25 protein-coding genes are annotated in these 26297 nt (G+C 59.4%); 17 read left to right on the top strand and 8 right to left on the bottom strand.

Annotation, left to right across the window (positions count from 1 at the left end; all coding sequences use genetic code 11):
- Positions 1-26: 26 nt before the first annotated feature.
- The 3 genes from CXK96_RS00130 to scpB all read left to right on the top strand — a co-directional run bounded on the left by CXK96_RS00130 (position 27) and on the right by scpB (position 2923).
- On the top strand, positions 27-1232 hold the full coding sequence (locus tag CXK96_RS00130) for a tryptophan--tRNA ligase (protein WP_102834500.1): 1206 nt from the start codon (positions 27-29) through the stop codon (positions 1230-1232).
- 63 nt (positions 1233-1295) lie between these two features.
- Complete coding sequence (locus CXK96_RS00125) at positions 1296-2156, top strand: segregation and condensation protein A (RefSeq protein WP_102834499.1); 861 nt, start codon at positions 1296-1298, stop codon at positions 2154-2156.
- Entirely contained in the window at positions 2153-2923 is a 771-nt protein-coding gene (scpB, locus tag CXK96_RS00120) for an SMC-Scp complex subunit ScpB (RefSeq protein WP_102834498.1), read from the top strand. Before CXK96_RS00125 ends, scpB begins: the two co-directional genes overlap by 4 nt.
- Here scpB and CXK96_RS00115 read toward each other — a convergent pair.
- Both CXK96_RS00115 and gap read right to left on the bottom strand, forming a co-directional pair.
- A complete protein-coding gene (locus CXK96_RS00115; protein ID WP_102834497.1) occupies positions 2917-3393 on the bottom strand; it encodes a methylglyoxal synthase in 477 nt (158 codons plus the stop codon). The two genes, scpB and CXK96_RS00115, sit on opposite strands and share 7 nt — an antisense overlap.
- Before the next feature lie 34 nt (positions 3394-3427).
- Positions 3428-4429 (bottom strand): type I glyceraldehyde-3-phosphate dehydrogenase, encoded by a 1002-nt coding sequence (gap, locus tag CXK96_RS00110; protein WP_102834496.1) that lies wholly within the window; start codon positions 4427-4429, stop codon positions 3428-3430.
- 122 nt (positions 4430-4551) lie between these two features.
- Here gap and edd point away from each other — a divergent pair, with 122 nt between their 5' ends.
- The 10 genes from edd to CXK96_RS00060 all read left to right on the top strand — a co-directional run bounded on the left by edd (position 4552) and on the right by CXK96_RS00060 (position 15816).
- Positions 4552-6381, top strand: a complete 1830-nt coding sequence (gene edd / locus CXK96_RS00105; protein WP_102834495.1) for a phosphogluconate dehydratase — start codon at positions 4552-4554, stop codon at positions 6379-6381.
- Positions 6378-7349, top strand: coding sequence for a glucokinase (locus CXK96_RS00100; RefSeq protein WP_102834494.1), 972 nt, complete (start codon positions 6378-6380; stop codon positions 7347-7349). Before edd ends, CXK96_RS00100 begins: the two co-directional genes overlap by 4 nt.
- Positions 7350-7388: 39 nt before the next feature.
- The gene (locus tag CXK96_RS00095; protein WP_102834493.1) at positions 7389-8123 is read left to right on the top strand and encodes a response regulator; all 735 of its coding nucleotides are present in this window, start codon (positions 7389-7391) and stop codon (positions 8121-8123) included.
- Complete coding sequence (locus CXK96_RS00090) at positions 8107-9567, top strand: ATP-binding protein (RefSeq protein ID WP_102834492.1); 1461 nt, start codon at positions 8107-8109, stop codon at positions 9565-9567. The genes CXK96_RS00095 and CXK96_RS00090 overlap by 17 nt, the downstream gene beginning before the upstream one ends.
- A gap of 167 nt (positions 9568-9734) precedes the next feature.
- On the top strand, positions 9735-10985 hold the full coding sequence (locus CXK96_RS00085; RefSeq protein ID WP_102834491.1) for an ABC transporter substrate-binding protein: 1251 nt from the start codon (positions 9735-9737) through the stop codon (positions 10983-10985).
- 178 nt (positions 10986-11163) lie between these two features.
- Complete coding sequence (locus CXK96_RS00080) at positions 11164-12072, top strand: carbohydrate ABC transporter permease (protein ID WP_102834490.1); 909 nt, start codon at positions 11164-11166, stop codon at positions 12070-12072.
- Entirely contained in the window at positions 12065-12910 is an 846-nt protein-coding gene (locus CXK96_RS00075) for a carbohydrate ABC transporter permease (RefSeq protein ID WP_102834489.1), read from the top strand. Before CXK96_RS00080 ends, CXK96_RS00075 begins: the two co-directional genes overlap by 8 nt.
- Positions 12911-12920: 10 nt before the next feature.
- Positions 12921-14078: an ABC transporter ATP-binding protein gene (locus CXK96_RS00070; protein WP_102834488.1), complete on the top strand. Its 1158-nt coding sequence runs from the start codon at positions 12921-12923 to the stop codon at positions 14076-14078.
- A gap of 235 nt (positions 14079-14313) precedes the next feature.
- On the top strand, positions 14314-15537 hold the full coding sequence (locus tag CXK96_RS00065) for a maltoporin (protein ID WP_102834487.1): 1224 nt from the start codon (positions 14314-14316) through the stop codon (positions 15535-15537).
- Positions 15538-15603: 66 nt separating this feature from the next.
- Entirely contained in the window at positions 15604-15816 is a 213-nt protein-coding gene (locus tag CXK96_RS00060) for a DUF1289 domain-containing protein (RefSeq protein ID WP_102834486.1), read from the top strand.
- Here CXK96_RS00060 and CXK96_RS00055 read toward each other — a convergent pair whose 3' ends face one another.
- Positions 15817-16680 carry a MurR/RpiR family transcriptional regulator gene (locus tag CXK96_RS00055; protein WP_102834485.1) on the bottom strand — a complete coding sequence of 288 codons (864 nt, stop codon included), beginning with the start codon at positions 16678-16680 and terminating at the stop codon, positions 15817-15819.
- A 153-nt stretch (positions 16681-16833) separates the two neighbouring features.
- Between CXK96_RS00055 and zwf the strand changes: the two genes are divergently transcribed.
- The 4 genes from zwf (at position 16834) to rluB (ending at position 20929) form a co-directional block, all read left to right on the top strand.
- Positions 16834-18303, top strand: coding sequence for a glucose-6-phosphate dehydrogenase (zwf, locus tag CXK96_RS00050; protein WP_102834484.1), 1470 nt, complete (start codon positions 16834-16836; stop codon positions 18301-18303).
- Positions 18290-19003 carry a 6-phosphogluconolactonase gene (gene pgl, locus CXK96_RS00045; protein ID WP_102834483.1) on the top strand — a complete coding sequence of 238 codons (714 nt, stop codon included), beginning with the start codon at positions 18290-18292 and terminating at the stop codon, positions 19001-19003. Before zwf ends, pgl begins: the two co-directional genes overlap by 14 nt.
- 17 nt (positions 19004-19020) lie before the next feature.
- Positions 19021-19671: a bifunctional 4-hydroxy-2-oxoglutarate aldolase/2-dehydro-3-deoxy-phosphogluconate aldolase gene (locus CXK96_RS00040; RefSeq protein WP_102834482.1), complete on the top strand. Its 651-nt coding sequence runs from the start codon at positions 19021-19023 to the stop codon at positions 19669-19671.
- Positions 19672-19795: 124 nt separating this feature from the next.
- Positions 19796-20929, top strand: coding sequence for a 23S rRNA pseudouridine(2605) synthase RluB (gene rluB, locus CXK96_RS00035; protein ID WP_102834481.1), 1134 nt, complete (start codon positions 19796-19798; stop codon positions 20927-20929).
- 84 nt (positions 20930-21013) lie between these two features.
- On the opposite strand, the gene CXK96_RS00030 is transcribed toward rluB, so the two are convergent.
- The 5 genes from CXK96_RS00030 to CXK96_RS00010 form a co-directional block, all read right to left on the bottom strand.
- Positions 21014-21946, bottom strand: coding sequence for a GGDEF domain-containing protein (locus tag CXK96_RS00030; protein ID WP_102834480.1), 933 nt, complete (start codon positions 21944-21946; stop codon positions 21014-21016).
- A gap of 205 nt (positions 21947-22151) precedes the next feature.
- Entirely contained in the window at positions 22152-22892 is a 741-nt protein-coding gene (locus tag CXK96_RS00025; protein WP_102834479.1) for a YciK family oxidoreductase, read from the bottom strand.
- Positions 22893-22968: 76 nt separating this feature from the next.
- Positions 22969-23637 carry an N-acetylmuramic acid 6-phosphate phosphatase MupP gene (mupP, locus tag CXK96_RS00020; RefSeq protein ID WP_102834478.1) on the bottom strand — a complete coding sequence of 223 codons (669 nt, stop codon included), beginning with the start codon at positions 23635-23637 and terminating at the stop codon, positions 22969-22971.
- The gene (ubiG, locus tag CXK96_RS00015; protein ID WP_102834477.1) at positions 23637-24335 is read right to left on the bottom strand and encodes a bifunctional 2-polyprenyl-6-hydroxyphenol methylase/3-demethylubiquinol 3-O-methyltransferase UbiG; all 699 of its coding nucleotides are present in this window, start codon (positions 24333-24335) and stop codon (positions 23637-23639) included. Before ubiG ends, mupP begins: the two co-directional genes overlap by 1 nt.
- Before the next feature lie 141 nt (positions 24336-24476).
- Positions 24477-25808, bottom strand: a complete 1332-nt coding sequence (locus tag CXK96_RS00010) for a TRZ/ATZ family hydrolase (protein ID WP_102834476.1) — start codon at positions 25806-25808, stop codon at positions 24477-24479.
- Positions 25809-26297: the final 489 nt, after the last annotated feature.

Below are 26297 nucleotides of genomic sequence, written 5' to 3'. Positions count from 1 at the left end.
CTACGAAGGAAACCCTTTTGAGCGCCATGGATTCGCAGCGACGTGTAGTCTCCGGAATGCGGCCTAACGGCCGTCTCCACCTCGGCCACTATCACGGCGTGCTGAAGAGCTGGGTCAGAATGCAGCATGAGTACCAATGCTTTTTCTGCATCGTTGACTGGCATGCACTGACCACCGACTACGCTGCAGGCACAGATGTCGCACGCAATGTGCAGGAGATGGCAGTCGATTGGCTGGCGGCCGGTGTCAGCCCGAGCTCTGCCACGTTGTTCATCCAGTCCCAGGTGCCCGAACACGCCGAGCTGCACCTGCTGCTTTCGATGATCTGCCCCTTGGCGTGGCTGGAGCGCGTGCCGTCCTACAAGGAGCTGCAGCTTGATTCGCAGAACAAAGATCTCGGCACCTACGGTTTTCTCGGTTATCCCTTGTTGCAGGCCGCTGACATCCTCGCCTATCGCGCAGGTGTCGTGCCTGTTGGCGCCGATCAGTTGCCGCATATCGAGTTTGCTCGCGATGTCGCCAGACGCTTCAACCATCTGTACGGCAGCGAAGAGGATTTCGAGGTCAAGGCCGAAGCGGCGGTACGCAAGCTCGGCAAGAAAAGCTCCAAGCTATACGCCAGTCTGCGCAAGAGCTATCAGGAGCAAGGCGATCTCGAAGCGCTGAATACCGCCCGTGCGCTGCTCAAGGATCAGCAGACCATTACCATTGGCGACCAGGAACGCCTGTTTGGGTATCTCGAGGGAAGCGGCAGGTTGTTGTTGCCCGAACCGCAGGCGTTGCTCAGCGATATCCCCAAGGTGTCTGGGCTGGACGGCGGAAAAATGGCCAAGTCGGCCAGTAATTCCATCTTTCTGCGCGACACGCCGTCTGAGATCGAGGAAAAGATCAAGCGCATGCCAACCGATCCGGCACGCGTTCATCGCCACGACCCGGGTGAGCCGACACGTTGTCCGGTGTGGCAAATGCACCAGGCCCATTCTGTAGAAGACGTCTGCAGGTGGGCGGAGCAAGGCTGTCGCACCGCGGGCATCGGCTGCCTGGAATGCAAAGCGCCACTTATCGATGCGATCAAGCTCGAGCTGGCACCGCTGCAAGAACGAGCTCAGGACTACGAGGCGAATGCGGATCTGGTGCGCAGCATTCTCGCTGAAGGCGCTGAGCAGGCCCGCGACGAAGCACGCGAGACCCTGGTGGTCGTGCGTCAGGCCATGGGTCTGAATTATCGCTAGAGCCTATTCGGGCGCCGGCATAAGCTGTCGCCGCTTCCAGTACTCGTTCGTTCCGGAGAGATAATGCAGGACACCCAGGCCGAGGCGACCCTCAAGGCGCCCGGCGAGCAGCTGCGGCTGGCGCTTGTCTACGGCGAGGCTTTCAATAACCTGCCGCAGGATCTCTATATCCCCCCAGATGCGCTCGAGGTCTTCCTTGAGGCATTCGAGGGACCGCTGGATTTGCTGCTCTATCTGATCCGCAAGCAGAACATCGATATTCTCGATATCCCTGTCGCGGAAATCACTCGTCAGTACATGGGCTATGTCGAGTTGATGAAGGCGGTGCGCCTGGAGCTTGCGGCCGAGTATCTGGTAATGGCGGCCATGTTGGCTGAGATCAAGTCGCGCATGCTGCTGCCTCGCTCGGCCGAGGTGGAGGAGGACGAACTCGACCCGCGTGCCGAGTTGATCCGTAGGCTTCAGGAGTACGAGCGGTTCAAGGCGGCGTCGGAAGATATCGACCAGCTGCCGCGGGTAGGTCGTGACCTTCACGTGCCGAAACTCGACGCACCTGACGCTCGCGCACGCAAGCTGCTGCCTCAGGTCAGTCTGGAGGAGCTGTTGATCTCCATGGCTGAGGTGTTGCGTCGTGCTGACATGTTCGAAAGCCATCAGGTCACGCGTGAGACGCTGTCGACCCGCGAGCGCATGAGCGATGTGCTCGAACGGCTCAAGGGCGGCGGCTTTGTACCTTTTGTTGCGCTGTTTACCGCCGAGGAAGGGCGGCTCGGTGTGGTGGTGACCTTCATGGCAGTGCTTGAGCTGATCAAGGAATCGCTGGTCGAGCTGGTGCAGAACGAGCCCTTCGCACCGATTCATGTCAGGGCCCGCAGCGATGAGTCCTCATTGCCACTGGAAGAGTCAATGGAACCGAGCCTGTGAATCTGTCCGATCCCAAGGATCTTGCCTCGCTGCTTGAAGCCTTCTTGCTGGCCTCAGGCAAGCCGATGTCGGTTGAGCGAATGGCCGAGCTGTTCGACGAAATCGAGCGGCCAACCCCCAGCTTGTTGCGCAAGGCGCTAGAAGTGCTGGACAAGTCATGCAAGGGACGAGCGTTCGAGCTGAAAGAAGTGGCCAGTGGTTACCGCCTGCAGGTGCGCGAGCGTTTTTCTCCCTGGGTTGGCCGGCTATGGGAGGAGCGGCCACAGCGTTATTCGCGGGCCCTGTTGGAGACGCTGGTACTGATCGCGTACCGCCAGCCAATCACCCGTGGCGAGATCGAGGATATCCGCGGAGTGGCGGTCAACAGCCAGATCGTAAAGACGCTACTGGAGCGCGAGTGGGTGCGGGTGGTCGGTCATCGCGACGTGCCAGGGCGACCGGCCATGTTCGCCACTACCAAGCAATTCCTCGATCATTTCAACCTCAAGAACCTCGACGAGCTGCCCCCGCTGGCCGTGTTGCGCGAGATGGAGCCCGAACCCCAGCTGGTCGACGTCGAAGAGGCTCCGGTGCCGGCGGCGCTGCAGGCGCGCGCCGATCTCGAAGGGGAGCCGGAGACGCCGCGTGAACAAACCAGCTTCCGCAGTCTTCTGGCCGAGCTGGACAGTATGGAAACCGGATTGAAGACCGATTTTGATGACCTGCGCGGCGAGACTGACCCTGAGGAAGGTCAGTCCACACCAGAAGAGGACCGTCGCGACTATTGATCGGTTACCTGGCGGCCGGCCAGGTAGTTTGCGTAGTTCGGGATGCTCAGTGAATGTTCCTGGTCCAGCAGCGGGCTGGAAAGCAGGTAATCGGCACTGCTTTCGTTGGCCGCCAGCGGGATGTTCCACACCGCGGCGACCCTTAGCAGCGCCTTCACGTCAGGGTCATGGGGCTGTGGCTCGAAGGGGTCCCAGAAGAACACCAGCATGTCGATCCTGCGCTCGGCAATGCGTGCGCCGATCTGCTGATCTCCTCCGAGGGGGCCGCTGATCATGCACTCCACCGGCAACTTCAAGCGCCGCTCGAGTAGCAACCCCGTGGTCCCGGTGGCCAGCAACTCATGTGGCTCCAGTTTTGATTTCTGCCGCTCAGCCCAGTCCAAAAGGCGCTCCTTGCAGTGGTCGTGCGCGACCAGTGCGATACGTTTGCGGGCGGGGAGTGTCGCGCTCACAAAATCGATGCGGTTCATGTTCTTCCTTGAGGGCAGGAATGGGCGGCTGATCTTATGACGCTTCGTGAAGAGCGCGGCAAGTGTCTAGCATCCGGTTGGAAAAACCCCACTCGTTGTCATACCAGGCCATCACTTTCAGCAAGCGTCCGCTAACCTTGGTGTGGTTGGTGTCGAAAATCGACGACATCGGGTTGTGGTTGAAGTCGCAGGAAACCAGCGGCAGCGAGTTGCACGCCAGAATCGGCGAGTGCTGACTGGCGTCGAGCATTAATGCGTTGACCTCCTCGGCGGTTGTCTCGCGACTCAGTTCGAGGGTCAGGTCGACCAGCGAGACGTTGATCACCGGAACGCGTACGGCCATGCCGGTCAGCTTGCCGGCCAGCTCTGGCAGTACCAGGCCCACCGCTTCGGCGGCGCCGGTCTTGGTCGGGATCATCGACTGGGTGGCCGAGCGCGCTCGGAACGGGTCGCTGTGATAGACGTCCGACAGATTCTGGTCATTGGTGTAGGCATGGATGGTGGTCATCAGGCCGTGTTCGATGCCGTATTCGCGTGACAGGACCTGCGCTACGGGCGCCAGGCAGTTGGTCGTACAGGATGCGTTGGAAATGATCTGGTGCGACTGACGCAATGTGTCGTGATTGACGCCATAGACGATGGTGGCGTCAACGCCGGAGGCCGGGGCTGAAATGATGACTTTGCCGGCACCGGCCTGCAGGTGTGCGCTGGCTTTTTCACGGGAGGTGAACAGGCCGGTACACTCGAAGACCACATCGACGTTGTGCTGGCGCCACGGCAGCTCCGCGGGGTTACGAATAGCTGTCACGGCAATCGGGTCACCGTTGACCCGCAGCTGGTCGTCTGACACTTCGACTTTTGCGTCGAAATGGCCGTGGACGCTGTCGAATTGCAACAGGTGGGCGTTCATCGCCGGGCTGCCGAGGTCGTTGATGGCCACGACCTGCAAATGCTCGCGATAGCTCTGGCTGTACAGGGCACGAAGGACGTTGCGTCCGATACGACCGAAGCCGTTAATGGCGATCCGAATAGTCATAAGAGGTCCTGGGCGGAATTTGTTGTAGGAATTACAAGATTATTCCTGTCAAAATAGAAATCAAGCCCAAATCCATGTTGTTTTGTTGATAAAACCAAAGATTCATGAGCAGGAGTGATGGCATGCACCCGCGGATTCAAGAAGTGACTGAGCGATTGATCGAACGCAGCCGGCCGACCCGACAGCGCTATCTGGCGCAGATGGCCGGCGCGGCGAGTGATGGGCCTCAGCGCGGCAAGCTGCAGTGCGCCAACTTCGCTCACGGCGTTGCCGGTTGTGGATCGGCCGATGACAAGCAGCGTTTGCGGCTGATGAACGAGGCGAATGTAGCCATCGTCTCGGCCTACAACGACATGCTCTCGGCGCATCAGCCGTATCAGTACTTTCCCGACCTGATAAAGGAAGCGCTGCGCGAAGTGGGGTCGATCGGGCAGTTCGCTGGTGGTGTGCCGGCAATGTGTGACGGCGTGACTCAGGGCGAGGCGGGTATGGAACTGAGCCTGGCCAGTCGCGAAGTAATCGCCATGGCCACGGCCGTCGCGCTGTCTCACAACATGTTCGACGGGGCCCTTTACCTCGGTATCTGCGACAAGATCATTCCGGGACTGATGATCGGCGCGCTGCGCTTCGGCCACCTGCCGTCAGTGTTCGTGCCCGGTGGCCCGATGACCTCTGGGATTCCCAACAAGCAGAAAGCGGAAGTGCGCCAGCGCTACGCAGAAGGCAAGGCCAGCCGTGAGGAGCTGCTGGAATCGGAGATGGCGTCTTATCACAGCCCTGGTACCTGCACGTTCTATGGCACCGCCAACACCAACCAGGTGGTGATGGAGATCATGGGCCTGCACCTGCCGGGTTCGTCCTTCGTCAATCCCTATACGCCACTGCGTGACGAGCTCACACGTGAGGCGGCGCGGCAGATCACTCGCCTTACGCCGCAGTCGGGTAACTACGTGCCGCTGTGCAAGATCGTCGATGAAAAATCGGTTATCAACTCAATCGTAGCGCTTAATGCCACGGGCGGTTCGACCAACCACACCCTGCACATCCCGGCGTTCGCCCAGGCGGCAGGCATCCAGTTGACCTGGCAGGACATGGCCGACATTTCGGCGGTCACGCCGACGCTCGCCAAGGTCTATCCGAACGGGCAGGCGGACGTTAACCATTTTCACGCCTGCGGTGGGGTTCCGTTCATGGTGCGTACGTTGCTTGAGGCCGGCTTGCTGCACGATGACGTATACACCGTCTTGGGCAAGGGCCTCAGCCAATACACCAAGGAACCCTTCCTCGACGACGGCAAGCTCGTCTGGCGCGAAGGCCCGGAAAACAGTCTGGACGAGGCTATCCTGCGCCCGGTCGAGCGCGCGTTCTCGCCTGAGGGCGGACTGCGTGTCCTCGAAGGGAACCTTGGGCGTGGCGTCACGAAGATCTCCGCGGTCGCGCCGGAACACCGCGTGGTGGAGGCGCCGGCGCGCGTGTTCAATGACCAGAGCGAGCTCGCACTGGCATTCAAGAACGGTGAACTGGAAAAGGATTTCGTCGCCGTGGTGCGTTTCCAGGGGCCGAAAGCCAATGGCATGCCTGAACTGCACAAGCTGACCCCATTCCTCGGCGTGCTGCAGGATCGCGGCTACAAAGTTGCGCTGGTCACTGACGGCCGCATGTCCGGCGCCTCCGGAAAGGTACCGGCGGCTATCCACGTCTGTCCGGAAGCGCTCGACGGCGGTCCGCTGTGCCGTGTGCGCGACGGCGATGTCATTCGTGTCGATGGCGAAACGGGTGAGCTTCGAGTACTGGTTGATCAGGCCGAGTTCGATAGCCGCGACGCCATCTCGGCTCCGAGCGATCTGGGGATTGGCTGCGGACGTGAGCTGTTCGGCTTTCTGCGCGCGGCGTTCAGCCCGGCGGAAAAGGGCGCTAGCGTCTTCACCGAGGCGTTGGGGGCGCTCAAGTGACGGCGCTCGTAGGGGATATCGGCGGCACCAATGCGCGCTTTGCCTTGTGGCGAGACCAGCAGATCGAGTCGGTGCGGGTATTGCCGACGGTTGATTATCCACGCCCGGAAGATGCGATTCGTGCCTACCTGCAAGGCGTCGGACTGGCTGTCGACGCGCTGCAGGCCGTGTGTCTGGCCTGTGCCGGGCCGGTTTCAGGCGATGAATTCGCTTTCACCAACAACCATTGGCGCCTCAGCCGCAAGGCGTTCAGCCAGGACCTGGGATTGAGCAACCTGTTGCTGATCAATGACTTCACCGCCATGGCGCTGGGCATGACCCGGCTGCGCGAAGGCGAACTGGTCGAGGTCTGTTCGGGGCAGTCTGAACCCGGCGCCGCACGCCTGGTGATCGGCCCTGGGACCGGCCTCGGCGTCGCGACACTGCTGCCGCTCAAGGACGGCAGTTGGCGGGCGCTGCCAGGGGAGGGTGGCCATGTCTGCCTGCCTATCGGCAGCGCGCGAGAGGCTGCACTGTGGACGCGGTTGCACGATAAGTTAGGGCACGTGAATGCTGAAGCGATTCTGAGTGGCGGCGGTTTGCTGGAACTCTATCGGACCAGCTGCGCGCTGGATAACGAGCCGGTAAAACTGGCCAGCCCAGCTGAGGTGACCGCGGCAGCGCTGACCGGTGATGCCTATGCGGCAGCGGTGCTGGAACAATTCTGCGTCTGGCTGGGTCGGATCGCCGGCGATAACGTGTTGACCACGGGTGCGCGAGGCGGCGTTTATATCGCGGGTGGTATCGTTCCGCGCTTCGTCGAATTCTTCAGGCGCAGCGGTTTCAGCCAGAGTTTTCGCGACAAGGGCAATATGAGTCGGTATTTTGACAATATTCCGGTCTGGGTAGTGACTGCCAAGTATCCTGGCCTGGAAGGCGCCGGCGTGGCATTGCAGCAGTTGCTGGAGGGCCTGCCCAGCGGGGACTGACCCGTTTCGAAACACCCTATAAGAAGAGAAAGGACGCCAGTGAGCCAGGTTGGAAGATCGATTCTGCTGGTCGACGATGACCAGGAAATCCGCGAGCTGCTAGACACCTACCTCAGCCGATCAGGCTTTCGGGTGCGCACCGTTGCCGACGGTGCGCAGTTTCGCGAAGCCATGAGCCACGACCCTGCAGACCTCGTCATTCTTGATGTGATGTTGCCCGATGAGGACGGTTTCAGCCTTTGCCGTTGGGTGAGAGGGCATCAGCGGCTGGCACAAATGCCGATCATCATGCTGACCGCCAGTTCAGATGAGGCTGATCGAGTGATTGGTCTGGAGCTGGGTGCCGACGATTACCTCGGCAAGCCTTTCAGTCCGCGCGAGCTGCTGGCGCGGATCAAAGCGTTGCTGCGTCGGGTCAACTTTGGCCAGGAGCGCGGCAGTGACGTACAGGCCTTCGATGAATGGCGGCTGGATATGGTCAGTCACCGGTTGTTTCATCAAGACGGTGAAGAGGTGCTGCTGTCCGGCGCCGACTTTGCGTTGCTCAAGCTGTTTCTGGACCATCCGCAACAGATCCTCGACCGTGACACCATTGCCAACGCCACCCGCGGCCGCGAGGTCATGCCGCTCGAGCGGATAGTCGACATGGCGGTCAGTCGCCTGCGTCAGCGGCTGCGCGACACCGGAAAGTGCCCAAGATTGATTCGAACCGTACGGGGCAGTGGATACATGCTCGCCGCGCAGGTCGCACCGCATCATGACGCGCTCGGTTAAGCGCCGCTGGTCGCCTGTTCCACGCTCACTGCTCGGCCGCATGCTTTTCCTGACGCTGCTAGTGGTGCTGATGGCGCAGGCGCTGTCCAGCTTTATCTGGGTCTCGCAGCTTCGCGCAAGCCAGATGGAAGGGCTGCTGACCAGTGCGCGTAGCTTGGCGCATTCGATGGCTGCCAGCGTCAGCTACTTTCGTTCGTTGCCGTTGGGGTATCGGCCGCTGGTGCTCGACCAGTTGCGCAGCATGGGTGGCACGCGCTTTTTCGTATCGCTGAATGACAAGCCGCTTGAGATGCGAATCCTGCCGCCAACCGAGCGCAAGCAGGCGGTGCTGGCGCAGGTGGATGAGGTGCTGCGCGAACGTCTCGGCAGGAATGTCGACATGTCAGTCAGCTTCGTCAGTCCTGACGATCTGCGGATTTTCAACGGCGGCCTGAAGCTGGACGAGTTGCCGCGGTCCTGGGCGCATTACGCACTGAGCCTGGAGCCGCTGAACCCGCCTGTGCTGGTCACTCAGATTCAGATTGCGCCGAACGAGTGGCTGTATCTCGCCTCGCTGATGCCGGCACCCTATGTCAGCCTCGAGAATGAAGGCGTCCCCACTCAGCAGCTCTGGTTCATCTTTCTGACCAGCAGTTTTCTGCTGCTGTTCATCGGTATTCTGGTGCACTGGCAAAGCCGACCGCTCAAGCAGCTGGCCCAGGCGGCGCGCGAGATGTCGCTGGGCAGCGAAGTGGAACTGTTGCCCGAGGCGGGGGGAAGTGAGGTGGTGGAAGTCAGTCGCGCATTCAACAGCATGCGTGAGCGCATCGGGCGTTACCTCACCGAACGTAGCCAGTTGTTCAGTGCGATCTCGCATGATCTGCGTACGCCCATCACGCGGCTGCGGTTGCGTGTGGAGCTGCTGGAAGATGAAGCCTTGCAGCGCAAATTCAGCCGTGACCTGGATGAGCTGGAGTTGTTGGTCAAAGGCGCACTGCAGTGCGTCAAGGACACCGATATCCACGAAAACATCGAACCGCTGGATCTCAATCTGCTGCTCGATTGCGTCACCGAGCCGTATCTGGCGACTGGAGGCAACGGCCGCGTCACGGTTCAGGGCAGGGCGAGTGCCCCCTATGCCGGCAAGCCGCTGGCGCTCAAGCGCTGCATCGGCAACCTGCTGGACAACGCGTTGAAGTATGGCGAACGTGCCCATCTGCTTATCGAAGACGATAACGGAACCTTCGTTCTGCATGTTGATGATGAAGGGCCTGGGGTGCCTGAAGCCTGGCTCAAGCAGGTATTCGAACCCAACTTCCGCCTCGCCGCCAAGCAACCCGGTTACGGACTTGGTCTCGGCATCGCGCGCAACATCGCGCATGCCCATGGCGGTGAGGTCAGTCTGCGCAATCTGCCTGCTGGGGGGCTACGGGTGACCTTGAGCCTTCCGCGGACGACCGATTGAGCCCCTCCGCAGGCGTGGCACCTCAACGCGTTACAAAGTCCCGAGCTTTGTAACGAAACGGTGACCAATCACTATCCCTTCGTTACCCGGCGCGATGATTCGCGCGCCTAGAATCGGTGCAGCGCAAGCAAAGACTTGCATCGATAACAACAAGAAAAGGAACCCCAATGAACGCGATTCATCGTCTGGTTACTGCTGTTTCCCTTGTTTCCCTCGTTCCTTTCGCCCACGCCGGGGAAGTTGAAGTGCTGCACTGGTGGACCTCAGGAGGCGAAAAGCGCGCTGCTGACACCCTGCAGCGCCTGGTCGAGGAAGAGGGCCACACCTGGAAGGATTTCGCCGTTGCCGGTGGCGGTGGCGAAGCAGCCATGACCGTTCTCAAGACCCGCGCCGTTTCTGGCAACGCACCCGCAGCCGCTCAGATCAAAGGCCCTGACATTCAGGAGTGGGGTGAGTTGGGCCTGCTGACTGACCTTAACGAGGTGGCGGAAAAAGCCAATTGGGACGAACTGCTGCCCAAACAGGTATCGGCTGCGATGAAGTACGACGGTGACTACGTCGCCGTGCCGGTCAACGTACACCGTGTGAACTGGCTGTGGATCAACCCGGACGTGTTCGAGAAAGCCGACGTTGAACCGCCGAAAACTCTCGATGAATTTTTCGCAGTGGCCGAGAAGCTGAAAGAAGCGGGCTTCATGCCACTGGCTCACGGTGGCCAGCCCTGGCAGGACGGAACCGTCTTCGAAGATCTGGCCCTGGCCATTCTTGGCCCGGAGGACTTCCGAAAGGCATTCGTCGAGCTCGATCGTGACGTGCTGACCGGCGACAAGATGGTCAAGACCTTCGAGGCCCTGAAGAAGCTGCGCAGCTACGTCGACAACAATGCCGCAGGCCGCGACTGGAACAGCGCAACGGCCATGGTCATGAACGGCAAGGCTGGCATGCAGATCATGGGCGACTGGGCCAAGAGCGAGTGGAGCGCAGCCAAGAAAATCGCTGGCGATGACTACAAGTGCGTGCCGTTCCCGGGCACTCAGGGCAGCTTCGCCTACAACATCGACTCACTGGCGATGTTCAAGCTGAACAACGATGACAATCGCAAGGCCCAGCAGGATCTGGCCCGGATCGTTCTGGAGCCTGAGTTCCAGCAGTTCTTCAACCAGAACAAGGGCTCGATCCCGGTCCGTCTGGATCAGGACATGAGTGAGTTCGATGCCTGCGCCCAGCAATCGATGACGGACTTCAAGCAAGCGGCTCAGGGCCCGGGTCTGGTGCCCAGCCTGGCGCATGGCATGGCGGCGTCGAGCTACGTTCAGGGCGCTGTGTTCGATGTCGTGACGAACTTCTTCAACGACTCGTCCGCCGACCCGAAAAAGGCTGCCCAGCAATTGGCAGCTGCGATTCAGGCGGTCCAGTAGCGCAACGGGGCGCGGACCCTCGCGCCCCATTTCAACACCGATCAAGCATTGACTCCCCCGCGGCCGAGCTGTCAGCCGGCCGCGACGGGAACGGCTTGTTCGAAATTCGTAACGGGCCTCGATATCAGCGCGCTCTGATCACGACCGTAACGGAACCTGTAAACAATCGGAGCCAACCATGAGCTCAACAGCCGTTTTCACCAAGGCTTCGCCGCTGGATGCGCTGCAGAACTGGCTACCCAAGTTGGTACTGGCGCCCAGCATGCTGATCATTCTGGTCGGCTTCTACGGCTACATCCTGTGGACCTTCCTGCTTTCGTTCACCAACTCAAGCTTCATGCCGAGCTACAAGTGGGTCGGGCTGCTGCAGTACGAGCGACTCTGGAACAACGATCGCTGGTGGGTGGCAAGCAAGAACCTGCTGGTATTCGGCGGGCTGTTCATCACGATCAGTCTCGCGATTGGCGTGTTGCTGGCGGTGCTGCTGGACCAGCGCATCCGCCGCGAGGGCTTCATTCGTACCGTCTACCTCTATCCGATGGCGCTGTCGATGATTGTCACCGGCACGGCCTGGAAGTGGCTGCTGAACCCCGGCCTGGGGATTGACAAGATGCTGCGCGACTGGGGCTGGGAAGGCTTTCGTTTCGACTGGCTGGTGGACCCGGACCGCGTGGTCTATTGCCTGGTGATTGCAGCCGTATGGCAGGCCTCGGGTTTTGTCATGGCGCTGTTCCTCGCCGGCTTGCGCGGCGTCGACCAGTCCATCGTGCGCGCCGCGCAGATTGATGGCGCCAGCCTGCCGAGCATCTACCTGCGCATCATCCTGCCCAGCCTGCGTCCGGTGTTTTTCAGCGCGCTGATGATCCTCGCGCATATCGCCATCAAGGCTTTCGACCTGGTGGCGGCCATGACCGCAGGCGGCCCGGGCTACGCCTCCGACTTGCCGGCCATGTTCATGTACACGCACACCTTCACCCGTGGGCAGATGGGGCTTGGCGCAGCGAGCGCGATCCTCATGCTGGGCGCGGTGATGGCGATCGTCGTGCCTTATCTGTATTCGGAATTGAGGAACAAGCGCCATGACTAGCCATCCAGGGCAAAAGCGCCTGACGTTGAGTCGTGTAGCGATCTACACAACGCTGCTGGTCGCCGTTGCGGTTTATCTCATACCGCTGGTGGTCATGCTGCTGACCAGCCTGAAGACGCCCGCAGACATCCGCACCGGCAATCTGCTGTCGTGGCCGGAGGTCACGACTGTGATCGGCTGGGTCAAGGCGTGGGATGCCGTCGGCGGTTACTTCTGGAACTCGGTCAAGATCACCGTTCCGGCCGTCATCATCTCGACACTGCTCGGCGCCTTGAACGGCTACGTGCTGGCCATGTGGCGTTTTCGCGGCTCGCAGCTGTTCTTCGGTCTGTTGTTGTTCGGCTGCTTTCTGCCGTTTCAAGTGATTCTGTTGCCAGCGTCCTTCACCCTCGGGCAACTCGGGCTGGCCAATACCACGCCGGGCCTGGTGCTGGTGCATCTGGTCTATGGCTTGGCCTTCACCACGCTGTTCTTCCGCAACTTCTACGTGAGTGTGCCGGACGCGTTGATTCGGGCAGCACGCCTAGACGGTGCGGGATTCTTCACCATCTTTGCGCGGATCCTGCTGCCGATGTCGATCCCCACGATCATGGTCTGCCTGATCTGGCAGTTCACCCAGATCTGGAACGACTTCCTCTTCGGTGTGGTGTTCGCCAGTGGCGATACGCAGCCGATCACCGTGGCGCTGAACAACCTGGTGAACACCAGCACGGGGGTCAAGGAATACAACGTCGATATGGCTGCGGCGATGATCGCCGGGCTGCCAACACTGCTGGTGTACATCCTCGCCGGCAAGTATTTCCTGCGCGGGCTCACCGCCGGCGCAGTCAAGGGATAGGAGAACAATCATGGCCGCACTCGAACTTTGCAACGTCCGCAAGAGCTATCCCGGAAGCAACCACGACACCCTGAAAGACATCGATCTGAAAATTGACGATGGCGAATTCCTGATCCTTGTCGGGCCTTCCGGTTGCGGCAAATCGACCTTGATGAACTGCATTGCTGGGCTGGAAGAGATCACGGGTGGAGAGATCCGCCTGGACGGCGGAGACATCAGCGGCGCCAGCCCAAAGGATCGCGACATCGCCATGGTGTTTCAGTCCTACGCCCTGTACCCGACCATGACGGTGCAGGAGAACATCGCCTTCGGCTTGAAGATGCGCAAAGTGCCGGCATCGAAGATCGACGAAGAGGTTTCTCGTGTCGCCAAGCTGTTGCAGATCGAACATCTGCTCGGTCGCAAGCCGGCTCAGCTTTCCGGTGGTCAGCAGCAACGCGTTGCCATGGGCCGGGCATTGGCGCGCCGGCCGAAGATCTATCTGTTCGATGAGCCGCTCTCCAACCTCGATGCCAAATTGCGGGTGGAGATGCGCACCGAAATCAAGCTGATGCATCAGCGCCTGAAGACCACGACGGTCTATGTCACCCATGACCAGATCGAAGCCATGACTCTGGGCGATAAAGTTGCCGTGATGAAGGATGGCATCGTCCAGCAGTTCGGGACACCAAAGGAGATCTACAACGATCCCGCCAATCTCTTCGTCGCAAGCTTTATCGGATCACCGCCGATGAACTTCATCCCGCTGCGCCTGAGCCGTCACGCCGGTGGCTGGCGCGCTTTGCTGGAAAGCGGCCAGGACCGTTGCGAGTTGCCGTTGAACCTGGCGGATGGGCAATCGCTGGAAGGCCGAGAGGTGATCCTCGGCATACGTCCAGAGCAGATCAGCGTAGGTGCCGAGGTAGATCTGCCTTCGCTGCGCGCCGAAGTGCAGGTCATCGAGCCGACAGGGCCCGACACCATGATCTTCGTCAGCCTCAACCAGACCAAGGTTTGCTGCCGGCTGAGCCCGGACGCCGCGCCGAATCCCGGCGAGAGCCTGACGTTGCAATTCGAGCCGGACAAGGTGCTGCTGTTCGATGCGCAGACGGGTGAGCGGTTGGGCGTTACGCCTGGCAACGGAGCTTCCGGGCGCAATAGCACCATCACCCGGCTGGTCGCGCGGTAAATCGCTGATCCCAAGCGAAGTGGGAAAAAGGCCGGGTCGCCGTGTATTTGCGTACCGGCACCAGGCGCTTTGAGATGTTATTGATATTTCAGACTTTTTTAGCAGGCAGTGGCCATGGTCGCTGCTGGCGAAAACTCGAGCCGCGACAGGCAGCGACGCTGATGCGGATCGAAAGGAGAGCCATACCGGCTCAATCCAAAAGCAGTAACAACAATAAGAGCTAATTGGAGTGGATATGAAGAAAACGACACGCATAGGCCTCGCAGTCTCGCTGGCCAGTCTCGCTTTGCCGTTTACTGCGCAGGCATTGGACTTCAACGGCTATGTGCGCAGTGGTGTTGGCGAATCGACGGCAAGCGAATCGCAGGCCTGCTTCCAGCTACCGGGCGCAGCGTCCAAGTTCCGACTGGGGAACGAGTGCGAGCAGTACGCCGAGCTGGGGTTGCGTCAGAACCTGTTCACCATGGACGACGGGTCAGTCCTGAGCGTTGAGGGCATGGCTGCGCTGTACAACGAATACGATCACACACCCAAGTTCACCGGCGACCATGGCTTTGCGCGCTTGGTGCAGGCCTACGCCGAATGGAGCAACATCGCGGCGCTTAACAACGGCTCGTTGTGGGCCGGTAGGCGCTTCTACAAGCGGAATGACATCCACATCTCCGACTTCTATTACTGGAACCAGAGTGCTACGGGTGCCGGTATTGAAAACGTTGAAATTGGCGGCCTGCAATACAGCTACGCCTTTTCGCGCAAGGACAGCGTCTTCCAGGAAAACTACACCAATCGCCACGATTTCAACGTCGGCGGCTTTGACACTAACCCTGACGGTGAGCTGCAGTTCGGCGTCAGCTACATCGCCGATCCGGACCGTGGCGACTCCAGCAGTGGCTGGTCGGTGACGGCTCAGCATGAGCAGATTGGGTTTCTGGGGGGCAGCAATACTTTCGCTGTTCAATATGGTGAAGGCCCGGGTACCGGGCTTGGCTACACCGGAGACGTGACGCTGGATGAAAGCGCCAAGAGCTGGCGGGTGGTGGAGTTCTTCGATTGGCAGGTCACGCCGCGCTTCGGTGGGCAGTTCCAGGTGGTCTATCAGAAGGACAAGCGCCAGGGTGGCGGCGATCAGGATTGGATCTCGGTGGGGGTGCGCCCGGTTTATGCCTTGACCGAGGAGTTCAAGCTGGTGGCCGAGGTGGGGCACGATCAGATCGATGCAGAAGCCGGGACCCGCAAGCTGACCAAATTCACCATCGCTCCGACCTGGTCACCCGCAGGCCCTGGGTTCTGGGCGCGTCCCGAATTCCGTCTGTATTACACCTATGCCCAATGGAACGACGCTGCGCAGGAGGCCGCCAATCTGATGGCCGCTGGTAGCGCCTTGTCGGAGACCGGTGCCTTTGGCACCGCGCAGCACGGTTCCAGCTTTGGCGTGCAGGTCGAATACTGGTGGGATTGATCGACGCCATAGCCGAATTCGCTTAGAACCTCCTACCCGCCATGGCCTCTACTGATCGTAGGCGCCATGGCTGATCAGGAGGTGGTTTTGGGCGACAAGGCGAAGAACCCTTGCATCAGTATCTGCAAGCTCAAGGACGACATCTGCATCGGCTGCGGTCGCAGCCGGGAGGAGATGAAGGCCTGGAAGGGCATGAAGAACAAGGAGCGCAAGGCGGTCAATGAGATGGCCGCCCAGCGGCTCAAACAGCTGGGCAAGGCAAAGAAGAAAAAGAAATGATCAGTGCTCTTCGCTTGGATAGCGGGTCGCCATCAGGCTTTCTTTGATCTTGCGCAGGTGTGGCTGGAAATCCACACCTCGCTTCAATGTCACGCCGGCAGCCAGTGCGTCGAGTACCGTCAGCTGAATGATTCGAGACGTCATCGGCATGTAGATATCAGTATCTTCTGGCAGCGGAATATCCAGGCTCAACGTGGAGACTTTTGCCAAAGGGGAGTCTGCTGCCGTTAGACCTAGAACAGAGGCACCGTTGTCCCGTGCGATAGTCGCGGCTTCCACCAGCTCACGGGTGCGTCCGGTGTAGGAGATGATCACGAATAGATCGCCGGTATGCGCGACCGAAGCCAGCATCCGTTGCATCAGCACGTCACTGTGTGCGGTTACCGGCAGGTTGAACCGGAAGAATTTGTGCTGAGCGTCCAGCGCCACCGATGCCGAAGCCCCAAGCCCGAAGAAGTGAATCTGCCGCGCCTGAATCATCAGATCGACGGCTTGGCTGATCGCCTGAGGGTCTATCGCCTGGCAGGCGCTGTCCAGGGACGCAATGGCGCTGCCAAATATCTTCCTCGTGTACGCCTCCGGTCCATCGTTCGCTTCCACGGCCCGGCTGACATAGGCCGCGCCGCTGGCCAGGCTCTGTGCCAGCTGGATTTTCAAGGCTGGATAGCCGGCCGCACCAAATGAGCGACAGAAGCGATTTACCGTTGGCTCGCTGACCTTCGCTGCTTGCGCCAGCGCTGCGATGCTATAGCGCGTTGCTTCTTGCGGGTCGCGAAGAATGACCTCGGCTACCTTGCGTTCTGCCTTGTTCAGCTCATCGAGCCGATTCTTTATCTGTTCCAAGAGATTTTTCATGCGATCCATGTCTCTTCCTTCAGGGACTCATGCCCAAGGCTACGGATAGTAGCGAAATCGGCGTTCGAAAAAATCGGTGTATGTTGTTTTAATAACAACATATTGTGCTTAAACTGCGCATCTGAACCTCTCGCGCAGACTAATTTGGTTAATATAAAAATCATGCCTGCTATAACTGTTGACGCAACTACCTTCGCCTTGTTTGGCGCCCTCGGGGATTTGGCGCTGCGTAAGCTGTTCCCGGCACTTTATCAGCTCGATAGAGCGGGGCTGCTGAACAACGACACGCGCATCCTGGCTCTGTCGCGTGATCCGGGCGAGCCGGCGGCTCATCTCGAGCGTATCGACCAGGCGCTGCGTCGCTATGTGCCGGCTGCTCAGCTGGACGAAAGCGTTCTCAGCCGATTCCAAGACCGGCTGGGCTATCTGACCATGGACTTTCGCAATGCGGAAGACTACGCGGCCCTGGCCGAAATGGTCGCGCCCGAGATGCCGCTGATTGCTTATTTCGCCACACCTGCAGCTGTGTATGGCTCGATTTGCGAAAACCTGGCAGCGGCCGGATTGGCCGAGCAGACGCGAGTCGTTCTGGAGAAGCCGATCGGGCATGATTTCGACTCGTCGCGACTGGTCAACGATGCCGTTGCGCAGTACTTCCCCGAGACGCGCATCTATCGGATCGACCACTACCTCGGCAAGGAAACGGTCCAGAACCTGATCGCGCTCCGCTTTGCCAACAGCCTGTTTGAAACCCAGTGGAATCAGCACCACATCTCCCACGTCGAGATCACGGTCGCCGAAACGGTTGGTATTGAAGGACGCTGGGGCTATTTCGATCAGGCCGGCCAGCTGCGCGACATGATTCAGAATCACCTGCTGCAGTTGCTGTGTCTGATTGCCATGGACCCGCCGAGCGACCTGACTGCCGACAGCATCCGTGACGAAAAGGTAAAGGTACTCAAGGCGCTGGCGCCGATCACACCCGAGCGTCTGTCTCGGCACGTTGTGCGGGGCCAGTATGTTGGGGGTTCGGTCGGCGGCAAGCAGGTGCCGGGTTATCTCGAGGAAGAGAACTCGAACGCCGAAAGCAGCACCGAGACCTTCGTTGCGCTACGGGCCGATATCTGCAACTGGCGCTGGTCCGGAGTGCCGTTCTATCTGCGTACAGGCAAGCGCATGGGTGAAAAGGTCTCTCAGATCGTCATCCATTTCAAAGAGCCGCCTTTCTATATCTTCGCGCCCGAGCAACGGTCGCTGATCAGCAATCGTCTGATCATTCGCCTGCAGCCGGACGAAGGCATTTCCTTGCAGGTGATGACCAAAGAGCAGGGCCTGGACAAAGGCATGCATTTGCGTAGCGGCCCGCTCCAGCTGAACTTCTCCGAAACCTACAAAAGCTCGCGCATTCCGGATGCTTATGAGCGCTTGCTGCTCGAGGTGATGCAGGGCAACCAGAACCTGTTCGTCCGCAAGGATGAAATTGAATATGCCTGGAAATGGTGCGATCAGCTGATCGACGGTTGGTCGCGCATCGGGGATTCCCCCAAGCCCTATCCGGCGGGTTCATGGGGGCCTGTGGCTTCTATTGCATTGATTACTCGTGACGGGAGGTCTTGGTATGGCGATCTCTGAGCTCGATCTACCCTCCGACGTCGTGGCACACAGTCTGCCTGGGCCGGAACAGCTGGCGCAGGCGCTGGCCGATCGGGTTGCGGGGGCGTTGCAGTACGCCGTCGCCAATCATGGCCGAGCAAGCCTGGTGGTATCGGGCGGCCGGAGCCCGATAGCGTTTCTCGAAGCGCTGTCCGTGCGCGAGTTGCCCTGGGCCAAGGTTCAGGTCAGCTTGGCTGACGAGCGCTGGGTTGAACCTGAAGACCCGGACAGTAATGAAGGCTTGCTCCGTCGACATCTTCTACAACATGCAGCGGCCGACGCCCAGCTTGTGGGTCTGTATCAAGCCGCTGAGACCCTGGAGCAAGCGGCAGAGCTCGCCAGTGAGAAGCTGTTGGGCTTCGCTCAGCCGATCGATGTGCTGGTGCTTGGGATGGGTAACGATGGACACACCGCATCGCTGTTCCCGAACAGTCCGCTGCTGGCAAAAGGGTTGGATGAAAGCGGTAGTGACCTTTGCCTGCCAATGCTGGCGCCCGTCAGTCCCGAGCAGCGCATCAGCATGACCTTCCCGCTGCTGGCATCGGCACGCGTTCAATGCCTGGCGATTCAGGGCTCCGCCAAGCTGGAAACGCTGCGCCAGGCCATGCGGCTCGAACCTTCGCAGATGCCGATTCGCGCATTTCTGCATTCACCTCTAGAGATCTACTGGTGCCCGTGAGGCCCGAGGACTTTTCCATGACCATGGACCAGAAAAACGCGCTGATCGAGAAGATCTGTACCGAAGCTCGCATCCTGCCGGTGATCACCATTGGCAGCGAGGAGCAAATCCTGCCGTTGGCTGACGCTCTCGCCGCTGGTGGGTTGACGGCGCTTGAGATAACCCTGCGTTCGGCACATGGGCTGACTGCTATTCGCCGCCTGCGCCAGGAACGGCCCAACCTGTGCGTCGGTGCCGGTACGGTGCTGGACAAGCGCATGATGGACGAGGTCGAGGCTGCGGGTGCTCAGTTCATCGTCTCGCCGGGTTGCACCGATGAACTGTTGCAAGCAGGCGTCAATTGCTCCGTGCCGCTGTTGGCCGGCATCAGCAATGCCTCCGACATCATGCGTGGCTACGCGCTCGGGTATCGGCGCTTCAAGCTCTTCCCGGCCGAAGTGTGTGGTGGGGTCGCTGCGATCAAGGCGCTTGGAGGACCGTTCGCTGACGTCCGTTTCTGTCCCACCGGTGGCGTCAATGCAGGCAATGCCGCTCAGTACCTGTCGCTTCCTAATGTCATGTGCGTCGGCGGAACCTGGATGATTGATGGCGCCGCGTTGAAGAACGGGGATTGGGCTTCGATACAGCAAGCCACGGCTGAAGCTCTGGCCTCCTTGGCGAAAGGCTGACGGCAGATCGAGGCGTGCCAGGCGCGCCTCCTTTGTGGCTGCTAACCTTCTCGTGCTTCGGTAAACCGTTGCGCGTATAGTGCGCGGCCTTTCAATCGGAATTGCCACACCGGGAGGTGCCCAGATGACCGAACACGAAGAAACAACCCCTCACATTGCCCACGGCGAAAAACTGCAGAAGGTGCTGGCCCGTCTTGGCCTTGCCTCGCGGCGAGACGTGGAAAACTGGATCGCGGCTGGCCGAGTCAAGGTCAACGGATCCGTAGCGACGCTCGGCCAGCGTGTCGATCTGCACGATGCGATTGCCGTCGATGGCCGCTTGCTCAAGCGTGAAGAAGCGGCCGAAACGGTCCGTCGCGTGCTGATCTACAACAAGCCCGATGGCGAGATCTGCACCCGTGACGATCCAGAAGGTCGTCCGACGGTATTCGACCGGTTGCCACGTCCAAAAGAGGGACGCTGGATCAACATTGGTCGCCTCGACATCAATACGACAGGCTTGCTGCTGTTCACCACCGATGGCGAACTGGCGAACCGTCTGATGCATCCCTCGTACGAAATGGACCGTGAGTACGCGGTGCGTGTGCGTGGCGAAGTCGACGAGGAAATGATCGAGCGCCTGAAGACGGGCGTCATGCTCGAAGACGGCCCGGCCCGTTTCACTGACATTCAGGAAGCGCCTGGCGGTGAGGGCTTCAACCATTGGTATCACTGCGTGGTGATGGAAGGCCGTAACCGCGAAGTCCGGCGCCTCTGGGAGTCGCAGGGTTTGGTGGTCAGTCGTCTGAAGCGTGTGCGTTTTGGTCCTGTGTTCATGACCTCAGACCTTCCAATGGGGCGCTGGCGTGAAATGTCGCAAAGCGAAGTCGATATCCTCAGTGAAGAGGTTGGCCTCAAGTCAGTGGCGTTGCCAGGTATGAAGGCCAAGGCCAAGGACAAGCTTGATCGCATGCAGCGTAAAGTGGCCAAGCCTATCGGTCGCGGCGACCGTCGCCCCCGTGTGCTGCGCTCTTCACATGAAGCTGATGCGCCTGGAGATGCGGGACGCGGCCGAGGCGCACGCGGTGATAAACCAGCACGCAAGCCGCGCGATACTGATGAGCGCAGCAAACCCAGCCGCGGCACACCCGTGGCGGAGCGGCCAAGTGCTGTTGGCCGCGAGCGTGGCAAGCCGGCGCCTGCCAAGCGTAATGGCCCGGCAGCAACCGAAGGGCAACGTCCGGGTTTCGGGCGTGGTGATCGCTCCAAACGGCCTTGACGGTGTAGCGAAAAGCTAAATAGAAAGGGCGAGGCCATTACGGTCTCGCCCTTTTTGTTTGGCTGGCCTACCTAGCCTTTGTTGCTAAGCCGAGGCAACGCGGATCAGATTGCGTCCATCTCTTTTGGCTTGGTACAGGGCCTGGTCAGCGCGACGCAGCAAATCATCCTGAGACTCGCAGGGCTGGTAGGTAGCGCAGCCGAGGCTAGCTGATAGCCGGACCTGTTTGTCCCCGACCAGCAAGCAGAGGTTCTGAATGGAGGCTCTGATCCGTTCGGCCACAACAGCCGCAGCCTCCGGCCCCGTGTTTGACAACACCAGAACGAACTCCTCGCCGCCAAAGCGGAACACCATGTCGACGTTGCGTAGCTGTTCTCTAAGCAGCAGCGCGGTGGCTTTCAGGGCAGCATCTCCCGCCTGATGTCCGTAGGTATCGTTAAGGTGTTTGAAATGGTCCATGTCCAGCATGACGATTGACACGGCTTGGCAATGGCGGCGCGACAATTCGGTTTCGCGCGTCAAAGACTGGACCATGGCTGCGCGATTGCCAGCACCTGTCAACGGATCTCTGAGCGAGGCTTGAACGGCTTGCCGGTAAAGCAACGCATTGCGCAACGGGAATAGCAGGCAGTCGAGGGCATCTTCGAGCTGATCCAGAAGCGGATCGGCCACATACTTCGGGCTGAACAGGCGCAGCTCGCCGAGGCAGTCCCCGCTATGGGAGAGCGAATAACTGACATCGAAGCCATTGGTCTCGCCAATTTGAAGCTGGAAGTCAGTGCCCGAATGGCGGTACGAAAGGGCTCGCAGGGGAACCAGATGGCGGACCTCCTCGAAGAAGAACTCCAGTAGCCGGTCGAGCTCAAGGCTGGTTTGCAAGCGCAACGTCAGATGTCTAAGTCGTTCGGAAAGGCCATATTGGCCTGTCGACAGCGTCTCGCTGCAACTGATGTCCATGCGTCGAATTCGGGCGCTGCCGATGTCGACTGTAGAAGGGGTCTGCTTGTCTGCCAGCATGGGAGTGAACCTCAGAACGCTGCCTGCGTTGATAAAGGTTCTATAGCGAATATGATGCCAACTTAATAATTGCCACAAAAACAAGTACTTAGCCCGGCGCTACAAAGCTAGTGGCAAGAGGTTGCCAGCGAAACGGCAGCCTGATGCCAATTTGACATGTATGCCGCTGCCGTTGCGCCGGAAAACAGGCGCCCCTGCTGAGTGCTTACTGAGCGTTGAGTGACTGTCCGTTGACGTCTCGACTGTCCGGACCCATCAGATACAAGTAGGCAGGCATGATTTCAGCAGGCAAAGGGTTGACTGCAGGATTCTCACCGGGATAGGCCTTGGCGCGCATGTCTGTCCGCGTAGCGCCGGGGTTGATGCTATTGCTGCGCACGGAGCTGGTGCCATCTAGCTCGTCAGCCAGTACCTGCATCAAACCTTCGGTGGCGAACTTGGAGACGGCATATCCGCCCCAGTAGGCTCGACCTTTCCGGCCGACGCTGCTCGACGTGAAAATCACCGAAGCGCCATCCGCCAGTTTCAGCAGTGGCAGTAAGGTGCTGGCGAGCATGAAGGTAGCGTTCACGTTCACCTGCATTACGCGCATGAAGTTATCGCCTGACAACTGTTCGATCGGAGAGCGGGGGCCCACGATACTGGCGTTGAGTAGAAGCCCGTCCAGTCGCCCAAACTCGCGCTCGACGGTCGCGGCCAGTTCATCGTATTGATGTGGCAGGGCAGTTTCGAGGTTGAGCGGTATTACCACTGGTTGCGGCCAGCCGGCTGCTTCAATCTCATCGTAGACCCGGTTGAGGTTGTCCTCGTTTTTGCCCAGCAGGAGCACGGTCGCCCCATGTGCTGCGTAGGCTTTTGCGGCTGCTTCGCCAATTCCGCGGCCTGCTCCGGTGACCATGATGATCCGATCCTTGAGCAGGTCGGGGCGGGCTGAGTACTCGAACATCTGAAGCCTCGTAGAAAACAGAGTAGGGCGATCGCCCATTGGTAATTATCGTGAAAGTGGTGATGACCGTTGTCGGTCAGTCGAGCCTTGGCGACCCGAGAAACCTGCGCAGCTCAAGCGGGTGATTTACCACCACATCCGCGCCCCAGGTATCTGGATTGTCATCGGGATGGATATAGCCGTAACGCACAGCAGCCGTGCGGCTTCCTGCAGCACGCCCGGACTCGATATCCCGAAGATCGTCTCCAACGAACAAGACTGTTGCAGGATCGAGGTCCAACTGGCTGCAGGCCAACAGCATCGGCTCAGGATCGGGTTTGCTTTTGCTGACGTGATCGGGGCAGACCAGAACGGCGGAGCGAGAAGAAAGCCCCAGTTGCTGCATGATCGGCTCGGCGAAACGCACTGGCTTGTTGGTAACCACGCCCCAGATCAGATCGGCTTGTTCGATCTCGGTGAGCAACTCTGCCATCCCTTCGTATAGCTGGCTCTCGACTGCACAATGCTGTTGATAGCGCTCCAGAAACTCCAGCCGTAGTAACTCGAACTCATCGGAAAGCGGGTCGACATCAAAAGCGCTGAGGACCATCGCCCGGGCACCACCGGATACTACGTCACGCACATGCTGGTCAGGTACGCGCTCGAGGCCGCGCGCCAGACGCATGGCCTGCGCCACGGCGATAAAGTCAGGCGCGGTGTCGAGCAGCGTACCGTCCATATCAAATAAAACTGCGCGCAGACGCATCACGCCTCCCGCAGTGTCTGGATCATGTAATTCACGTCCACGTCAGGTGACAGCTTGTAGTGTTTTGTCAGGGGGTTGTAGGTCAGGCCGATGATGTCCTTTACCAGTAGCCCGACTTCGCGGCTCCAGGCGCCAAGCTCCGATGGGCGAATGAACTTTCGGTAATCATGCGTACCGCGCGGCAGCAGCTGTAGCACATATTCAGCGCCGACAATGGCGAATGCATAGGCCTTCGGGTTGCGGTTGATCGTCGAAAAGAATACCTGTCCGCCGGGCTTCACCATCTTGTAGCAAGCCCGAATGACCGAAGCGGGATCCGGCACATGTTCGAGCATCTCGAGGCAGGTCACCACATCGAACTGCGCAGGCATTTCCTCGGCCAGCGCCTCGGCAGTGATTTGCCGGTAATCTATCTCCAGTTCTGACTCAAGCAAATGCAAGCGGGCAACGGACAGAGGCGCCTCGCCCATGTCAATCCCTGTCACGGTAGCGCCACGCTGAGCCATTGCTTCGCTGAGAATTCCGCCACCGCAGCCGACGTCCAAGACCTTTTTGCCGGCCAGCGAAACGTGCTCATCAATCCAGTTGACCCTGAGCGGATTGATTTCGTGGAGCGGTTTGAACTCGCTTTCGCGATCCCACCACCGATGGGCGAGGGCTTCGAATTTGGCGATTTCGGCGTGGTCGACGTTGCTCATGGTTTGTTCCATTTAGAAGCTTGAAGGGGAAGCTTGAGCTGCAAATGCCCATGTTGCCAGCTTTGGTCGGATGCAGGACATCAATAGAAGGCATCGTGTAAGTCAGTTTGTCGCGGAGTATCGGTTGAGGGTAGCTTCGCCTCAGTGTTTAGAGCCGATCTTGTTTCCCCACTCCTGGGCGGTGGCGATGAGCTGTTCCTCGTCCATGCGGGTCAATTGACGGTCGTCGAGCAGGTGCTTGCCAGCGACCCACACATGTCGCACGCAATCCCGGCTACAGGAATAGATCAGTTGAGACACGGGATCATAAACAGGCTGCTGCGCTAGGCGCGATAGATCGAAGGCTACCAGGTCCGCAAATTTGCCGACTTCGATGGATCCGGTATGGTCATCCAGCCCGAGCGCCCGTGCACCGTTGAGTGTCGCCATACGCAGCGCACGATGGGCATTGAGTGCGGTCGCTGAGCCCGACACGGCTTTTGCAACCAGTGCCGCGGTGCGGGTTTCTCCCAGTAGGTCAAGGTCGTTGTTGCTGGCTGCCCCATCGGTACCGATGGCCACGTTGACGCCTGCTTCCCATAAACGCTCCACAGGACAAAAGCCGCTGGCCAACTTGAGATTGGACTCAGGGCAATGGATCACGCTGCAGTTGTGCTCCACCAGCAGTGCGATGTCGTCGTCGTTGACCTGGGTCATGTGCACTGCTTGAAAGCGCGGCCCTAGAAGCTGCAGGCGGGCCAAGCGGGCGAGCGGGCGCTCGCCATACTCGCGAATCGCTTCTTCTACTTCATTTGCAGTTTCATGGACGTGCATATGAATGCCGATATCCATTTCCGCGACCAGCGTGCGGATGCTTTCCAGCTTATCGTCGCCAACTGAATAGGGAGCATGGGGACCAAAGGCAATACTCAAGCGCGGATGGTGTTTGAGGTCGTCGAACAGCGCGACGCCTTTACGAAGAGCCTCATCGGCGTCGCGGGCACCCGGGATGGGGAAGTTCAGCACCGGAATCGTTATCTGCGCGCGAATCCCGTGCTTGTGAGCGAGCTGGCTGACAACCTCTGGAAAGAAGTACATGTCTGAGAAACAGGTGATGCCACTTTGCAGCTGTTCCGCGATAGCCAGCTCGGTGCCTGTTTTGATGAACGCCTCATCGACCCACCGACTTTCTGCTGGCCAAACATGCTCGCGTAGCCACGTCATCAGCGGCAGGTCATCGGCCAGTCCCCGGAAAAGGGTCATCGCTGCGTGGCCATGAGCATTTACAAGCCCTGGCGCAAGAAGCATTCCGGAAAGGTCACGCGTTTCATTAGCGAGATACTGATCGGCCTCTTCACGGGGAGCTATCAGCACAATGCGCCCGTCACGGATTCCCAGCGCATGGTTCTTCAGCACAACACCAGCTGGTTCGACTGGGACTAGCCACGTCGGAAGTAACAGCAGGTCGAGCGGCTCTACAGGTATGCGCGGCATATCGATCTTCGGATGATGAGGATAAGGATATGAGTGTAAGGCCTGTAGAACTCAGTTTGAAGGAATCCAAGGTGGGTCCGATGTTGGTACATATATATGCAGCATAGACAGCCTCGGTTCCTTAATTCAATCAAAGCTAAAACAACCGTTGACGCGAGAATCTGAGTGCCTATAATGCGCACCTTCTCCGGCGCAGGCCTTTGGCGAAACCTCTTGTAAATCAAGAAGTTAGCGAAAATAAAGGCTTGCACGGATGGCGAATTCGAGTAGAATGCGCCGGGCTGGCAGGGTGGTGGTTTGGCTCTGTTAGTGGCTTCGGTCAGGTTGATCGGAGGCGGTTGAAAGAGGTGGTTGACAGCGGGTTTGAACGCTGTATGATTCTCCTCCCGCTGACGAGAGACGCTAGGTTGATCGGAAGCGCAAGCGGTTGAGAAGAAAGAAAAACTTCTTCAAAAACAGCTTGACGAGAAACAAGGCTGCTGTAGAATG

Source organism: Stutzerimonas stutzeri, assembly GCF_002890895.1.
Classification (GTDB): domain Bacteria; phylum Pseudomonadota; class Gammaproteobacteria; order Pseudomonadales; family Pseudomonadaceae; genus Stutzerimonas; species Stutzerimonas stutzeri_AB.
Note: the sequence above shows the minus strand (reverse complement) of the source record. Positions and strands in the feature narration are given on the sequence as shown.

Coding starts and splice junctions, on each gene's coding strand:
- CXK96_RS00125 (WP_102834499.1), top strand. CDS start 1,296: ATGCAGGACACCCAGGCCGAGGCGACCCTCAAGGCGCCCGGCGAGCAG.
- CXK96_RS00060 (WP_102834486.1), top strand. CDS start 15,604: ATGGCTGATCAGGAGGTGGTTTTGGGCGACAAGGCGAAGAACCCTTGC.
- gap (WP_102834496.1), bottom strand. CDS start 4,429: ATGACTATTCGGATCGCCATTAACGGCTTCGGTCGTATCGGACGCAAC.
- CXK96_RS00085 (WP_102834491.1), top strand. CDS start 9,735: ATGAACGCGATTCATCGTCTGGTTACTGCTGTTTCCCTTGTTTCCCTC.
- CXK96_RS00025 (WP_102834479.1), bottom strand. CDS start 22,892: ATGTTCGAGTACTCAGCCCGCCCCGACCTGCTCAAGGATCGGATCATC.
- CXK96_RS00010 (WP_102834476.1), bottom strand. CDS start 25,808: ATGCCGCGCATACCTGTAGAGCCGCTCGACCTGCTGTTACTTCCGACG.
- CXK96_RS00080 (WP_102834490.1), top strand. CDS start 11,164: ATGAGCTCAACAGCCGTTTTCACCAAGGCTTCGCCGCTGGATGCGCTG.
- CXK96_RS00030 (WP_102834480.1), bottom strand. CDS start 21,946: ATGCTGGCAGACAAGCAGACCCCTTCTACAGTCGACATCGGCAGCGCC.
- edd (WP_102834495.1), top strand. CDS start 4,552: ATGCACCCGCGGATTCAAGAAGTGACTGAGCGATTGATCGAACGCAGC.
- CXK96_RS00065 (WP_102834487.1), top strand. CDS start 14,314: ATGAAGAAAACGACACGCATAGGCCTCGCAGTCTCGCTGGCCAGTCTC.
- CXK96_RS00090 (WP_102834492.1), top strand. CDS start 8,107: ATGACGCGCTCGGTTAAGCGCCGCTGGTCGCCTGTTCCACGCTCACTG.
- ubiG (WP_102834477.1), bottom strand. CDS start 24,335: ATGAGCAACGTCGACCACGCCGAAATCGCCAAATTCGAAGCCCTCGCC.
- CXK96_RS00115 (WP_102834497.1), bottom strand. CDS start 3,393: ATGAACCGCATCGATTTTGTGAGCGCGACACTCCCCGCCCGCAAACGT.
- pgl (WP_102834483.1), top strand. CDS start 18,290: ATGGCGATCTCTGAGCTCGATCTACCCTCCGACGTCGTGGCACACAGT.
- rluB (WP_102834481.1), top strand. CDS start 19,796: ATGACCGAACACGAAGAAACAACCCCTCACATTGCCCACGGCGAAAAA.
- CXK96_RS00055 (WP_102834485.1), bottom strand. CDS start 16,680: ATGGATCGCATGAAAAATCTCTTGGAACAGATAAAGAATCGGCTCGAT.
- CXK96_RS00070 (WP_102834488.1), top strand. CDS start 12,921: ATGGCCGCACTCGAACTTTGCAACGTCCGCAAGAGCTATCCCGGAAGC.
- CXK96_RS00130 (WP_102834500.1), top strand. CDS start 27: ATGGATTCGCAGCGACGTGTAGTCTCCGGAATGCGGCCTAACGGCCGT.
- zwf (WP_102834484.1), top strand. CDS start 16,834: ATGCCTGCTATAACTGTTGACGCAACTACCTTCGCCTTGTTTGGCGCC.
- mupP (WP_102834478.1), bottom strand. CDS start 23,637: ATGCGTCTGCGCGCAGTTTTATTTGATATGGACGGTACGCTGCTCGAC.
- CXK96_RS00040 (WP_102834482.1), top strand. CDS start 19,021: ATGACCATGGACCAGAAAAACGCGCTGATCGAGAAGATCTGTACCGAA.
- CXK96_RS00075 (WP_102834489.1), top strand. CDS start 12,065: ATGACTAGCCATCCAGGGCAAAAGCGCCTGACGTTGAGTCGTGTAGCG.